At 71.3% G+C, this 13,712-nt stretch carries 14 protein-coding genes; 6 read left to right on the plus strand and 8 right to left on the minus strand.

Annotated features, from left to right (window positions below):
• Positions 1-2: 2 nt before the first annotated feature.
• The 8 genes from NNL39_RS05045 to NNL39_RS05080 form a co-directional block, all read right to left on the minus strand.
• Entirely contained in the window at positions 3-242 is a 240-nt protein-coding gene (locus NNL39_RS05045; protein ID WP_255160604.1) for a hypothetical protein, read from the minus strand.
• Positions 239-817: a hypothetical protein gene (locus NNL39_RS05050; RefSeq protein ID WP_255160605.1), complete on the minus strand. Its 579-nt coding sequence runs from the start codon at positions 815-817 to the stop codon at positions 239-241. Before NNL39_RS05050 ends, NNL39_RS05045 begins: the two co-directional genes overlap by 4 nt.
• A 104-nt stretch (positions 818-921) precedes the next feature.
• On the minus strand, positions 922-2,343 hold the full coding sequence (gene dnaB / locus NNL39_RS05055; RefSeq protein WP_255160606.1) for a replicative DNA helicase: 1,422 nt from the start codon (positions 2,341-2,343) through the stop codon (positions 922-924).
• A gap of 424 nt (positions 2,344-2,767) precedes the next feature.
• Positions 2,768-3,220: a 50S ribosomal protein L9 gene (gene rplI / locus NNL39_RS05060; protein ID WP_255160607.1), complete on the minus strand. Its 453-nt coding sequence runs from the start codon at positions 3,218-3,220 to the stop codon at positions 2,768-2,770.
• A gap of 9 nt (positions 3,221-3,229) precedes the next feature.
• The gene (rpsR, locus tag NNL39_RS05065) at positions 3,230-3,490 is read right to left on the minus strand and encodes a 30S ribosomal protein S18 (RefSeq protein ID WP_047561128.1); all 261 of its coding nucleotides are present in this window, start codon (positions 3,488-3,490) and stop codon (positions 3,230-3,232) included.
• 51 nt (positions 3,491-3,541) lie between these two features.
• Positions 3,542-4,054 carry a single-stranded DNA-binding protein gene (locus tag NNL39_RS05070; RefSeq protein WP_255160608.1) on the minus strand — a complete coding sequence of 171 codons (513 nt, stop codon included), beginning with the start codon at positions 4,052-4,054 and terminating at the stop codon, positions 3,542-3,544.
• A gap of 2 nt (positions 4,055-4,056) precedes the next feature.
• A complete protein-coding gene (gene rpsF / locus NNL39_RS05075) occupies positions 4,057-4,458 on the minus strand; it encodes a 30S ribosomal protein S6 (RefSeq protein ID WP_255160609.1) in 402 nt (133 codons plus the stop codon).
• A 146-nt stretch (positions 4,459-4,604) separates the two neighbouring features.
• Entirely contained in the window at positions 4,605-6,035 is a 1,431-nt protein-coding gene (locus NNL39_RS05080; protein WP_255160889.1) for a CCA tRNA nucleotidyltransferase, read from the minus strand.
• Between the two features lie 25 nt (positions 6,036-6,060).
• On the opposite strand from NNL39_RS05080, the gene NNL39_RS05085 reads away from it, so the two are divergent.
• The 6 genes from NNL39_RS05085 to NNL39_RS05110 all read left to right on the plus strand — a co-directional run bounded on the left by NNL39_RS05085 (position 6,061) and on the right by NNL39_RS05110 (position 13,699).
• Complete coding sequence (locus NNL39_RS05085; protein WP_255160610.1) at positions 6,061-8,184, plus strand: DUF6049 family protein; 2,124 nt, start codon at positions 6,061-6,063, stop codon at positions 8,182-8,184.
• Entirely contained in the window at positions 8,181-9,818 is a 1,638-nt protein-coding gene (murJ, locus tag NNL39_RS05090) for a murein biosynthesis integral membrane protein MurJ (protein ID WP_255160611.1), read from the plus strand. The genes NNL39_RS05085 and murJ overlap by 4 nt, the downstream gene beginning before the upstream one ends.
• A 123-nt stretch (positions 9,819-9,941) precedes the next feature.
• Positions 9,942-10,895, plus strand: coding sequence for a thioredoxin-disulfide reductase (gene trxB / locus NNL39_RS05095; RefSeq protein ID WP_255160612.1), 954 nt, complete (start codon positions 9,942-9,944; stop codon positions 10,893-10,895).
• Between the two features lie 28 nt (positions 10,896-10,923).
• Positions 10,924-11,247, plus strand: coding sequence for a thioredoxin (trxA, locus tag NNL39_RS05100; protein ID WP_255160613.1), 324 nt, complete (start codon positions 10,924-10,926; stop codon positions 11,245-11,247).
• A gap of 155 nt (positions 11,248-11,402) precedes the next feature.
• Positions 11,403-12,713, plus strand: coding sequence for an aminotransferase-like domain-containing protein (locus NNL39_RS05105; protein ID WP_255160614.1), 1,311 nt, complete (start codon positions 11,403-11,405; stop codon positions 12,711-12,713).
• Between the two features lie 17 nt (positions 12,714-12,730).
• The gene (locus NNL39_RS05110) at positions 12,731-13,699 is read left to right on the plus strand and encodes a D-alanine--D-alanine ligase family protein (protein WP_255160615.1); all 969 of its coding nucleotides are present in this window, start codon (positions 12,731-12,733) and stop codon (positions 13,697-13,699) included.
• The last annotated feature ends 13 nt before the right edge of the window (positions 13,700-13,712 follow it).

Genomic DNA, 13,712 nt, shown 5'->3' on the forward strand with positions numbered 1-13,712 from the left:
GCTCAGTCGTTCTTCGTCTCCGGCTGCCGCTCGCCGTCGGCGGGCCGGTTGGGGGTGATCGCGAGCATGAGCATCGCGAGCACGACGAGGTCGAGCACGAAGGTGCCGCCGAAGACGATGAGCGAGAAGATGGGCTCGCGCGTGACCATGAGCGTGATCAGGCCGACGAAGAGCGCGACGAGCGCCGCGAGCCCGACGAGCTCGCCCGGGCCGAGGGTGACGCGGGGGCGGGGTTCGGTCATGAGGCGGGGCTCTCTTTCACGGGGGGCGTCCACTTGAGGCTGAGGCCGGCGATGAGCAGGAAGACGCCGAGCACGACGGCGTAGGCGCCGAAGAATCCGACCGCGCTGACGGGGTCGCCGACGAGGGCGAGCACGATCGCGAGGGCGAGGGTGCCGACGCCGATCACGACGGCATCGCGCGCGATCGGGCTGCGGTCGCGGTGCCGGATGCCCCACACGAGTTCGAGCGCACCCGCGAGCACGGCGTAGCCGCCGACGAGCAGCAGCAGCAGGGGCAGGCCGCCGCCCACCGTCGCCAGCACGACGAGGGCGAGGGCGCCGGCGATGCCCGCGATGATCGCGAGGCCGCGGTGCAGCGCCCGCGTCGGCTCGATCGCGGGCGTGCGCAGGCTCGCCGCGAGCAGCACGAGAGCCGTGGCGAGACCGAAGGCGCCGAGCATCGTCAGGCCGAGGGTGGGGGAGTGGTCGGCCGTGAACGTGATGATGAGGCCCACGGCGAGGGCGGGTACCGCCCGCAGCACGGGAGCGAGCCAGGGCGAGCGCGCACGCGAGGCCGGGGAAGGCTCGAAGGTCATGTGCCCATCGTACGGCGGTGTGCCCGAGAGCCTCCTGCGTCTGCGCGCTGGGAACGACGGCACTGGTGCACTAGTCGCCCTGCATGAGCAGCAGGGCAGCGGGGTCAGATGCGGGGCATGTCGGCGAAGCGCGAGAAATGTCCGTGGAAGCCGACCGTGATCGTGTCGGTCGGGCCGTTGCGGTGCTTGGCGACAATGAAGTCGGCTTCGCCCGCGCGCGGGTTCTCTTTCTCGTAGGCGCTCTCGCGGTGCAGCAGGATCACCATGTCGGCGTCTTGCTCGAGCGAGCCCGACTCGCGCAGGTCGCTGAGCGCGGGCTTCTTGTCGGCGCGCTGCTCGGGGCCGCGGTTGAGCTGCGAGAGGGCGACGACCGGCACCTGCAGCTCTTTCGCCATGAGCTTGAGGGCGCGCGAGAACTCGCTGACCTCCTGCTGGCGGCTCTCGACGCGCTTGCCGCTCGTCATGAGCTGCAGGTAGTCGATGATGACCATCTTGAGGCCGACCTTCTGCTTGAGGCGGCGGCACTTGGCGCGAATCTCGACGAGCGTCATGTTTGGGCTGTCGTCGATGTACAGCGGGGCGTCGTTGATGCGACCGCGGGTCGCCGCGATCGTCGTCCAGTCGCGAGCATCGACGGTGCCCTTGCGCATCGCCTGCAGCGGCACCGAGGCCTCGGCCGAGAGCAGACGCATCGCGATCTCGCTGCGGCCCATCTCGAGCGAGAAGATGATCGTCGGCATGTCGTGCTTGATCGCCGCGGCACGGGCGAAGTCGAGGGCGAGCGTCGACTTGCCGAGCGCGGGTCGCGCAGCGACGAGGACGAGCTGGCCGGGGTGCAGACCGTTGGTCAGGGCATCCAGGTCATGGAACCCCGTGGGCACGCCCGTCATCTGACCGTCGCGGCCCTTCGCGGCCTCGATCTCGTCGATCGCCGTCGTGACCGCCTCGGTGAGGGGGATGAAGTCTTCGGCCTCGACGCCACCGGCGACCTGGTAGATCTCGGCCTGCGCATTGTTGACGAGGTCGGTGACCTCACCCTCCGAGGCGTAGCCCATCTGCACGATGCGCGTGCCGGCCTCCACGAGGCGGCGCAGCACGGCCTTCTCGGCGACGAGCGAGGCGTAGTAGCCCGCGTTCGCCGCCGTCGGCACGATCGCCGTGAGGGTGTGCAGGTAGTCGGCGCCGCCGGCGCGGCTGAGCGCGCCCGACTTCGTGAGCTCGTCGGTGACGGCGATGACGTCGGTGGGCTCGCCGTGCGAGTAGAGCGTGAGGATCGCTTCGAAGATGACCTCGTGCTTGGGAATGTAGAAGTCGATGCCGCGCACCGATTCGATAACGTCGGCCACGGCGTCTTTGCTCAGCAGCATGCCGCCGAGGGCGCTCTGCTCGGCGAGCAGATCGTGCGGGGGGACGCGGTCGTGGCCGCGCACGTCGCCAGACCCGCGAGAGTCGGGGCCGCGGGAGTCGGACCCTCGGGAGTCGGGGCCGCGGGCGTCGGATGCTGCCGAGATGTGCGCGATCGACATGTGCCCCTCCTCCCCGTTCGCGGTGCCCTGTGTCAGGTCTACTGCCGACCTCTGACGACGGCCCGCACGACGCGCCACGACCGGCGCGTCACTGTGCGCGCTCACCCTAGGAACGGACCGCGCGCACCCTCAAATCAGGCCTGTGGATAACTATGTGGACTCGTGCGGAGAAACGCCGTGCGCCGTGTGAGCAAGGTGTGGAAAGTGCTGTGCACAGCGGGCGAGTTATCGGGGTGATGGCGGCCCTGACCAGGGTTTTCTCTCTGCACACGGTGTGTGGAGAAAGAGGGTTCAACCGTGCCATGAGACTTCACCCGACGCGGTCGAGAGCTGTGGACGAACACGCCGTCCGCCCCTTGACAGGGCCATGCAGAAAGCGGTACTCGCGCCGAGGCGCGAGTACCGCTTCCGGGTGCTGCGAGGGCTACTTCGCGGCCACGACCGAGATGGTGATGGTCGCGACGATGCCGTCGCGCAGCTTGAGGATCGCCTCGTGCTGGCCGAGCCCCTTGATGGGCGCGACGAGCTCGAGCAGGCGCTTGTCGATCGAGCCGAGACCGGCGGCGGCCACGGCGTCGGCCACGTCACCCGTCTTGACCGAGCCGAACAGCCGGCCCTCGGCGCCCGCCTTGACGGCGAGCGTGACGGGGTTGGCTTCGAGGCGGGCCTTGAGGTCCATGGCCTCCTCGATCGTGGCGTGCTCGCGCGCGGCGCGGGCAGCCTTGATCGAGTCGACCTGCTTCTCGCCACCGCGGCTCCACGCCACGGCCAGACCCTGGGGAATGAGGTAGTTGCGGGCGTACCCGTTCTTGACCTCGACGACGTCGCCGGGCGCACCGAGACCGGTGACGTCCTGCGTGAGGATGAGCTTCGACATCAGGTACTCCTATCGGCCCGCGCCGGCGTACGGAAGCAGGGCCATCTCGCGCGCGTTCTTGACGGCGCGGGCGATGAGGCGCTGCTCCTGCACGGAGACACCGGTGATGCGACGGGCGCGGATCTTCCCGCGCTCCGAGATGAACTTGCGGAGGGTCGCGACGTCTTTGTAGTCGATGACGCCGACGCGGATCGCCTTCGCGGGAGCGGCGTTCTTCGCGCCCTTACCCCCGCGCGGCTTGCGGCGGTCGCCGCTGCTCTTGCCAGCCATGTGGTTGTCCTTTTCTTACGGGATGTTCAGTGGTGATCCGGTGCGACCGGATCAGAAGGGGGTGTCGTCCGAGAACGACCCGGGGGTGTTCCACACGTCGCCGCCGGCGGCGGGAGCGCCGCCCGCCGCGGGTGCGCCCCAGGGCTCGTCGGCGATCGGTGCGCCACCGCCCCGGCCGCCGCCCATGGCGCCGCCGTTGCTCGCGCTGCGCGTCACCTGAGCGGTGGCGTAGCGGAGGCTCGGGCCGATTTCATCGACTTCGAGCTCGATCGTGGTGCGCTTCTCACCCTCTTTGGTCTCGTACGACCGCTGCTTCAGGCGACCCTGCGCGATGACGCGCGAGCCCTTCGTCAGCGACGAGGCGACGTGCTCGGCGAACTCTCGCCACACGCTCGCGCGCAGGAACAGCGCCTCGCCGTCCTTCCACTCGTTCGACGCGCGGTCGAACGAGCGTGGGGTCGAGGCGATGGTGAAGTTCGCGACGGCGAGTCCGCTCTGCGTGTACCGCAGCTCGGGGTCGGCGGTCAGGTTGCCGACAACGGTGATGATCGTCTCGCCGGCCACGACTACTCCGCGGCCTTGGCGGTCGAGGCGGCCTTCGTCGCGGCGACTGCCGCACGAGCGGCCTTCGCCTCGGCGCGGGCCGTGTTCTCGGCGGCGATGGACGCGGCGCGGGCCACGGCCTCTTCCGTGCGCAGCACCTTGGTGCGCATGACGGCCTCGCTGAGCTTCAACTGGCGGTCGAGCTCCTGGGTCGCTGCCGAGGTCGCCGAGAAGTTGACGACGGCGTAGATGCCCTCGGTCTTCTTGTTGATCTCGTATGCGAGCCGGCGACGGCCCCAGATGTCGACGTTCTCGATGGTGCCGCCGTCGTTCCGGATCACGCCAAGGAACTTGTCCAGGCTCGGAGCGACAGTGCGCTCATCGATCTCCGGGTCGAGAATGACCATCAATTCGTACTGATGCATGACTCACCCACCTCCTTCGGACTCGAACGGCTGCAGACGGTCTGCAGCAGGAGGGTTATGGCATCGTTCGCCACCGCGCGCCTGAGCGGCGGGGCAACCTGCAGAGTCTAGTCGGATGCGGAGCCCGACTCAAACCATCGACCCGGTCACTCGTCCCGCTGCGCGTACCAGGCCCGCAGTCGCCGCTCGGCCTCGTCGGCGCCGAGCGGTCCCGAGTCGAGCCGCTGCTCGAGCAGGAACCGGTACGCCTCGCCCACGATCGGCCCGGGTCGCAGGTCGAGCAGGGCCATGATCTGCTCCCCGTCGAGATCGGGGCGGATCGACTGCAGCTCCTCCCGCTCGGCGAGCGCGGCGATGCGCGCCTCCAGTTCGTCGTAGGCGCCGCGGAGTCGCGCCTCTTTGCGGCGGTTGCGGGTCGTGACGTCGGCGCGGGTGAGAATATGGAGGCGCTCGAGCAGGGCATCCGCGTCGCGCACGTAGCGGCGCACGCCCGAATCGGTCCACGGGGCGTCGCTGTAGCCGAAGAACCGCAAGTGCAGCTCGATCAGGCGGCTGACCGCCGTGATCGTCTCCTTGTCGAAGCGCAGGGCGGTGAGCCGCTTGCGCGCGAGCTTGGCCCCGACGACGTCGTGGTGGTGGAAGGTGACGGCGCCGCCGGGCTCGACGCGCTTGGTCGCGGGCTTGCCGATGTCGTGCAGCAGGGCGGCGAGGCGCAGCACGACGTCGGGCGCGGCCTCGGGGGTGCGCTCGGCCTCGAGCTCGATCGCCTGCTCGAGCACGGTGAGCGAGTGCTCGTAGACGTCTTTGTGGTGCGCGTGCTCATCGACCTCGAGGCGCAGCGCCGGCAGCTCGGGCAGCACGATCGCCGCGAGCCCCGTATCGACGAGCAGCGAGAGCCCCCGCCGCGGGTCGGTCGTGCTCAGCAGCTTGACGAGCTCGTCGCGCACGCGCTCGGCCGAGATGATCGCGAGGCGCTCGCGCATGCGCGACATCGCCTCGACGACGGCGGGGTCGACGTCGACCTGCAGCTGGGCGGCGAACCGCGCGGCCCGTAGCATGCGCAGGGGGTCGTCGCCGAACGAGTCGTCGGGGCTGCCGGGCGTCATGAGCCGGCGCGCGAAGAGGTCGTCGAGGCCGCCCGAGGGGTCGACGAGGGTGCGGGCCGGCAGCCGCAGGGCCATGGCGTTGATCGTGAAGTCGCGGCGGATGAGGTCGCCCTCGAGCGAGTCGCCGAACGCGACCTCGGGCTTGCGCGAGTCGGGGGAGTACGCGTCGGCCCGGTAGGTCGTGATCTCGACGGTGTGCGGCCCGAGCCGCGCGCCGATCGTGCCGAAGGCGCGGCCGATGTCCCAGTGCGCGTCGGCGACGGGCTTCACGATGCGGATGATGTCATCGGGTCGCGCCGAGGTGGCGAGGTCGAGGTCGTTGACCGCACGGCCGAGGAAGGCGTCGCGCACGGGACCGCCCACGAGGGCCAACTCGTGCCCGGCGGCCTCGAAGCGCTCGGCGAGCGCCGCGAGCGGTGCGGAAGCGGCGAGGGCCTCGAGTCGGGTGACGGCCTCGGCCACGCTCTCCATAGTCACCAGAGTCTAGACTTCCCCCATGTCGGCCGAGCGGGAACGAGCAGCCCGCCCCGCCCTCCTCCCGATGACCCGCGCGAGCATCGTCACCGCACTCGGGGTCGCGCTCGGTCTCGTGCTCGGCGCCGCGATCGCCATCGCGCCCCTGCCCCCGCTCGGGGTCGGAGACGCACTCGGCGGCGGTGCACGCGCCGCGACGAGCGACGCCGCGGAGGGGTTGGCGGTCGACCTGCTCGCCGCGCCGGCCGCGACCGGGATCGTGCGCGCCGGCGACGACCTGAGCGTGCGCGTGACCGTCACGAACACGGGCACCGAGCCGACGGGCGGCATCGTCGTGGCGCTCGGTCTCGACGGAGCCCGCACGGCGTCGAGCACCGAGCTCGCCGCGTGGTTCGACGGAGCGACGGTCGCGAGTGCCGACCGCCGTGCCGCCTCGGCGACGCTCTCGTCGCTCGATCCCGGCGCGAGTGCGGTGCTCGACCTCATCGTGCCCGCCGAGCGCGGCCTGCTGAGCGGGGCCTTCGGCGCGCGTCTCGCGACCGTGCGCGCCGCCATCGACGACACGGTCGTCGCCGTCGACCGCACGGCGATCGTCTGGGTGCCGAGCGGCACGACGGCCCCCGAGGCGGCGACGACCTTCGTCGCCGCGATCGCGACGCCCGGCGAGCGCGCAGCGTTCCTCGATGCCGAGACGCTCGCGGCATACACGGGCGAGGCCGGAGCGCTCACGCGCACCCTCGACGCGGTGGCCGGCCGGCCCGTGCTGCTCGCGATCGACCCGCGCATCATCGCCTCCATCCGCCGGCTCGGCGCCGAGGCCCCCGCGAGCGCCACGGCGTTCCTCGGGCGGCTGTCGCTCGCGCCCAATGAGACCTTCCTGCTGCCGTGGGCCGACGCCGACCCGCTCGCGACGATCGCCGCGCAGGGCATCGCGCTGCCCGCGCCCGAGGGCACGGGCCTCGTCGACCCCGCCGTCACGGGCGAGGAGGGGGCGAGCCCCAGCCCGAGCCCCGAGCCCGGGCCGACCGTCACGCTCGACGAGCTCACCGACTGGCCGGCGACGCTCGAGGGCTGGAGCTGGCTCGACCACGGCGCCCTCGCCACCGAGGGGCTTCCGGTGCTCGCCGAGGCGGGCACGGAGGTGCTCATCGCCCCCGCGGCGGCGCTCGGCAGCGCCGAGCCCGTGCAGCGCACCGCCGACGTGCACCTGCTGCGGGCCGACGACGCCCTCGCGGCATCCGCTCGCGACGCGAGCCTCGCCGACTCGCAGCAGCGCTTCGACCGGTCGATGGCGCGCGTGTCGGCGATGCTCGCCGCGACGGCGGCGGCCGAGCCGGGCATCCCGACCCTCATCGCCCTGAGCCGTGAGCAGCTCGCGGGCACCGATCGCCTCATCGACACGATCGCCCAGACCGTTGCCCTGCCGTGGGCGCGCGGGGCCGAGGCCTCGGCCGCGCTCACCCGCCCGGCGGTCGACGCCGTCGTCGACGCGGAAGCCGCCGACGATGCGCGCGCGCAGGCGGTGCGCACAGCGCTCGAGGCCGAGGCCGCCGACCGGGTGTTCGCGAGCATCGCCGTGACTCCGACGGCGATCACCGACATCCGCCGCCTCGAACTGCTCGCGGCGCTCTCGCAGGGCTGGGGCGACCGCTCGACGGAGGCGCTGCGCGGCTTCGTCACGGACTCGACCGCCCTGCGGGCCTCGGTGCAGGTCGTCGAGAGCAGCGCGATCACGCTGCTCGCCGACCGCGCCTCGCTGCCCGTCACCGTGCAGAACGACCTCGACGTGCCGGTGCGGGTGTTCGTGCGCGTCGAACCCGACACGGCGCAGCTGCGCGTGGTCGACGGGCGGGTCGAGACGCTCGTCGAGCCGCGGTCGCAGACACGCGCGCGCGTTCCCGTCGAATCGCTCACGAACGGGCAGGTCGACATCACGGTCACGGTGCGGGATGCGGAGGCCCGCGTGATCGGAACCCCCACGCGCGTCTCGCTCAACCTGCAGGCCGGGTGGGAGACCGCGGGCACGATCACCGTGGCCATCGCGCTGCTCGCCCTGCTCGTCGTCGGCATCGTGCGCGACGTGCGCAAGCGGCGCCGCCGCGCGCCGAGCGACGACGCGGTCGTCGAGCCGCAGGACGCCTCGTGACCGATCGCGAGAGCGGCGGCATCGGCCGCGCGAGCATGATGCTCGCCTCGGGCACGATCGTCTCGCGCCTGCTCGGCTTCGTGAGCGCCGTCGTGCTGGCCCAGACGATCGGCACCGTCGGCGCCGGCGCTGACGCCTTCGCGCTCGCGAACCAGCTGCCGAACAACATCTATGCGATCGTCGCGGGCGGTGTGCTGAGTGCCGTGCTCGTGCCGCAGATCGTCAAGGCCGCGCTGCACGACGATGGCGGGCAGCGGTTCATCAACCGGCTCGTCACGCTCGGCCTCGTCGTGTTCCTCGCCGCCGCGGTCATCGCGACGCTCGCGGCGCCCCTGCTCGTCTCGCTCTACGCGCAGCAGTCGGTCGACGGCGGCCGGGGCTTCACCGACGACGAGCTCGCCCTCGCCGTCGCCTTCGCCTACTGGTGCCTGCCGCAAGTGCTCTTCTACGCGGTCTACGCGCTGCTCGGCGAAGTGCTCAACGCGCGGCGCGTCTTCGGGCCCTTCACCTGGGCGCCCGCGCTCAACAACGTCGTCGCGATCATCGGCCTCATCGCCTTCACGGTGCTGTTCTCCGAGGATGTGACGGTCGCGACCGCCTGGACCCCCGCGATGATCGCGGTGCTCGCGGGCTCGGCGACGCTCGGCATCGCCGTGCAGGCCCTCGTGCTGTTCGCCTTCTGGCGTCGGGCCGGGCTGCGCTACCGGCCCGACTTCCGCTGGCGGGGCGTCGGCCTCGGCGCGACGGGGCGCGCGGCCGGCTGGGTGTTCGGCATGGTCATCGTCACGCAGCTCGCCGGCATCGTGCAGGCCAACGTCGCCTCGCTCTCCGCAGCGGGCGGCGAGCCCTCGCTGGCCGTGCTGCGCTTCTCGTGGCTCATCTTCATGCTGCCGCACTCCGTCGTGACCGTGTCACTCGCCACCGCGTACTTCACGCGCATGAGCGCGCACGCGCGCGACGACGACCGCGATGCCGTGCGGGCCGATGTCAGCGAGTCGTTGCGGCGCATCCTCATGATCATGGTGCTCGCGACGGTCGGACTGCTCGTGGTCGCTGGCCCCTTCGCGCGGCTCTTCGGCGGCACGCCCGAGGTCATCGACGGCATGGCCCGCGTGATCGTCGCCTTCGTGCTCGGGCTCATCCCGTTCACCGTGCTCTTCGTCGTGCAGCGCGTGTTCTATGCGCTCGGCGACACGCGCACGCCCTTCTTCATCCAGTTGGCGCAGGCGGGCCTCTTCGTCTCGGGCGCAGCCGTCGTCGCGACCCTGCCGACCGGCATGATCGCCGTCGGCATCGCGCTCGTCACCTCGCTCGCGGGCACGGCGCAGACGCTCCTCGGGGTGCTGCTGCTGCGCCGCCGGCTCGACGGGGTCGACGGCCGGCACGTGCTCACGCGCTTCGGGCAGTACGCGCTCGCCGCCATCCCCGCGAGCGTCGCGGGCGTGCTCGTCGGCTGGCCGCTCGGCGCCTTCGCCCTCGACGGCTGGGCGCGATCCGGCGAGGGTGCGGCCGTGCTCACGATGCTCGCCATCGCCGCGGCCATGACGCTCGTCTACGCGGGCGTGCTCGCCCTGCTGCGTCTGCCCGAGTTCACGGCGATCACCGAGCCGATCATCCGCCGCCTGCGACGCTGACGACGGGTGAACAGCGGCTGAACGCGGGCCGTCCGCGGAATACCGCCGACCTAGACTGGGTTGTCACTGCTGCCGCCCGTGCGGGCGGCGACCGCACGGCACACGCCGACCGCAAGGGGAATCATGCGCCACGTCATCATCATCGGCTCCGGCCCCGCCGGGTACACCGCGGCGATCTACGCCGCGCGCGCCAACCTCGCACCGCTCGTCATCGCGAGCTCGGTCGAGTTCGGCGGCGAGCTCATGAAGACCACCGAGGTCGAGAACTTCCCCGGGTTCCCCGAGGGCATCATGGGTCCCGACCTCATGACGCGCATGCAGCAGCAGGCTGAGCGCTTCGGTGCCGAGATCGTCTACGACGACGTCGTGTCGCTCGAGCTCGACGGACCGGTCAAGGCCGTGACGCTCGGCAACGGCGACCGCCACGAGGCCCACGCGGTCATCTACGCGACGGGCTCGGCCTACCGCAAGCTCGGCCTGCCCGACGAGGACCGCCTGAGCGGCTACGGCGTCTCGTGGTGCGCGACGTGCGACGGCGCCTTCTTCCGGCAGAAGACCGTCGCCGTGATCGGCGGCGGCGACTCGGCGATGGAAGAGGCCACGTTCCTCACGCGCTTCGTCGACAAGGTGTACCTCATCCACCGCAGCGAGAGCTTCCGCGCTTCCGCGGCGATGCTGGATCGCGCCAAGGCCGACGAGAAGATCGAGTTCGTCATGAACACGCGCGTCGAGCAGATCTTCGGCACCGACCTCGTGTCGGGCATCGGCCTCGTCGACACCGTCACCGGCGAGCAGCGCACGCTCGACGTGCAGGGCGTCTTCGTCGCGATCGGCGCCGACCCGCGCACGCACCTGGTGCACGGCGTGCTCGAGCTCACCGAGCAGGGCACGATCGCGGTGGATGGCCGCTCGTCGCGCACGAGCCTGCCGGGCGTCTTCGCCGCGGGCGATGTCGTCGACCCCACCTACAAGCAGGCGATCACCGCGGCCGGCAGCGGCACGGTGGCTGCTCTCGACGCCCAGCACTACCTCGAGACCGTGCACGATGCGAGCCGCGCCGCGGCCACCGCGGTCTGATCCGACCGACGACCGACAAGGAGAACCCATGAGCACGCGCGATGTCACCGACGCCACCTTCGAAGCCGAGGTGCTGAAGAACGAGAAGACGATCATGGTCGACTTCTGGGCGGAGTGGTGCGGCCCGTGCCGCGCCGTCTCGCCGATCCTCGACGCGATCGCCGCCGAGCACCCCGACAAGCTCGAGATCGTCAAGCTCGACGTCGACGCCAACCCCGAGACGGCCATGAAGTACCAGATCACCTCGATCCCGGCCATGAAGGTGTTCCGCGGCGGCGAGGTCGTCAAGACCGTCATCGGCGCCAAGCCCAAGCCCGCGCTCGAGGCCGACCTGGCCGAGTTCCTGGTCTGAGCGACCCCCGCTGAGAAGCCCGTCCCCCGATGCGGGGGCGGGCTTCTGCGCATTCGGCCCGTATTCTTGATCGCACGTGCTCCGGGGGTCCGTCCGCCGCGTCGCACCGCACCGCACCGCACCGGCCGCATGCCGACATCGAGAACGGGCACAGCATGACGATCTCCCGCGAGGGCACCAACCTCGACCCGTGGTACGGCCACTACGCCGACCGCACCTCGGGGCTGAGCGCCTCCGAGGTGCGCGCGCTCTTCGCGGTGGCCTCGCGCCCCGAGGTCGTCTCGCTCGCGGGCGGCATGCCCTACGTGTCGGCCCTGCCGTTGCCGACGATCACCGAGTCGATGGATCGCGTCATGCGCGACCGGGGCGCGACGGCCCTGCAGTACGGCTCGGGGCAGGGCACGCCCGAGCTGCGGGAGCACATTCTCGAGATCATGGCCCTCGAGGGCATCCGTGCCGGCGTCGACGACGTCGTCGTCACGACGGGCTCGCAGCAGGCGCTCGACCTCGTCGCCAAGCTCTTCCTCGACCCCGGTGACGTCGTGCTCGCCGAGTCGCCGTCGTACGTCGGTGCGATGGGCATCTTCCGCTCGTACCAGGCCGAGGTCGCCCACATCGCGATGGATGCCGACGGCATGATCCCCGCGGCGCTCACGGAGCGCATCGCCTCGCTGCGGGCGGCGGGCAAGCGGCTCAAGCTGCTCTACCTCATCCCGAACTTCCACAATCCCGCGGGCGTGACGCTCTCGAGCGCGCGCCGCCTCGAGATCATCGATATCGCGCGGAGTGCGGGCATCCTGATTCTTGAAGACAACCCTTATGGGTTGTTGTGGTTCGATCGACCGGCCCCCGCCGCGATGCGCAGCGTCGAGACCGACGGCATCGTGTACCTCGGCTCGTTCTCGAAGACCCTCGCCCCCGGGTTCCGCGTCGGCTGGGCGCTCGCCCCGCACGCCATCCGCGAGAAGCTCGTGCTCGCGGCCGAGGCGGCCATCCTCAGCCCGAGCTCGCTCAACCAGATGGTCATCAGCGACTACCTCGACCAGGCCGACTGGCGCGGGCAGATCGACGTGTTCCGCGGTCTCTACCGCGAGCGTCGCGACGCCATGATCGAGGCGCTCGAGCAGTACCTGCCCGACCTCAGCTGGACGATGCCCAACGGGGGCTTCTACGTCTGGGTCACGCTCACCGACGGCCTCGACTCGAAGGCGATGCTGCCGCGCGCCGTCAAAGAGCTCGTCGCCTACACGCCCGGCACCGCCTTCTTCGCCGACGGCTCGGGCCGCGGCCACCTGCGGCTGGCATTCTGCTATCCGCCGCCCGCCGAGATCCGCGAGGGCATCCGCCGCCTCGCCACCGTGGTCCGGGGCGAGCAGGAGCTGCTCGAGACCTTCTCTCCCACGGGCCCCATCACGGCCGTCGCCTACGACCCCCACGTGGCGAGCCCGCCGCCGAACCTCTCATGAGCACGGATGCTGCGCCGATGACCGACACCCCCGCACCTGCCCGGCGCGTCGTCGTGCTCGCCGGCGGCATCTCGCACGAGCGCGACATCTCGCTCAAGTCGGGGCGCCGCGTCGCCGACGGCCTCGCCGCGCACGGGCTCGAGGTCACCCTGCTCGACCCTGACGCCGCGCTGCTGCCCGCGCTGCTCGCCGATCGGCCCGACGTCGTGTGGCCGACGCTGCACGGGGCGAGCGGTGAGGACGGCGCGCTGCGCAGCCTGCTCGAGTTCATGGGACTGCCCTACGTCGGATCCTCCGCGAGCGCGACGCGGCTCGCGTGGGACAAGCCGCGTGCGAAAACCATCGTCGAGCGTGCGGGAGTACCCACGCCGCACTCGATCGCGCTGACGCGCGACGCCTTCCGTGAGCTGGGCGCCGAGAGCGTGCTCGCCGTCGTGCGCGGTGAGCTGCCTCCGCCCGTCGCGGTCAAGCCCGCGCAGGGCGGCTCGGCGCAGGGCGTCAGCCTCGTCGACACCGATGACGAGCTGCGGCGCGCGATGGTGCTCGCCTACACGTACTGCGATGTCGCGCTCATCGAGCAGCGCATCACGGGCGTCGAGGTGGCCATCGGCATCATCGACACCGGCGATGGCCCCGTCGCTCTGCCCGCGGTCGAGATCGAGCCGCTGTCGGGCGTCTACGGGTTCGAGGCGCGCTACAACGCGGGGGAGACGCGCTTCTACGCGCCCGCGCGCATCGACGAGGCCACGGCCGCTCGCGCGACCGAGGTCGCGCTCGCGGCGCACCGTGCGCTCGGCCTCCGGCACATCAGCCGCATCGACCTCATCATCGACGGCGCAGGAACGCCGTGGTTTCTCGAGGCGAGCGTCATGCCCGGGCTCACCGAGACCTCGACGTTCGCGCTCGCGCTCGAAGCCGCGGGCCATGACGTGGGCTGGGTCTATGCGGAGCTCGCCCAGGCGGCCGTGCGCGACGCGCGGCGCTAGAGCGCTCGCTGAC

The sequence above is a fragment of the Microcella humidisoli genome (assembly GCF_024362325.1).
Taxonomy (GTDB): Bacteria; Actinomycetota; Actinomycetes; order Actinomycetales; family Microbacteriaceae; genus Microcella; species Microcella humidisoli.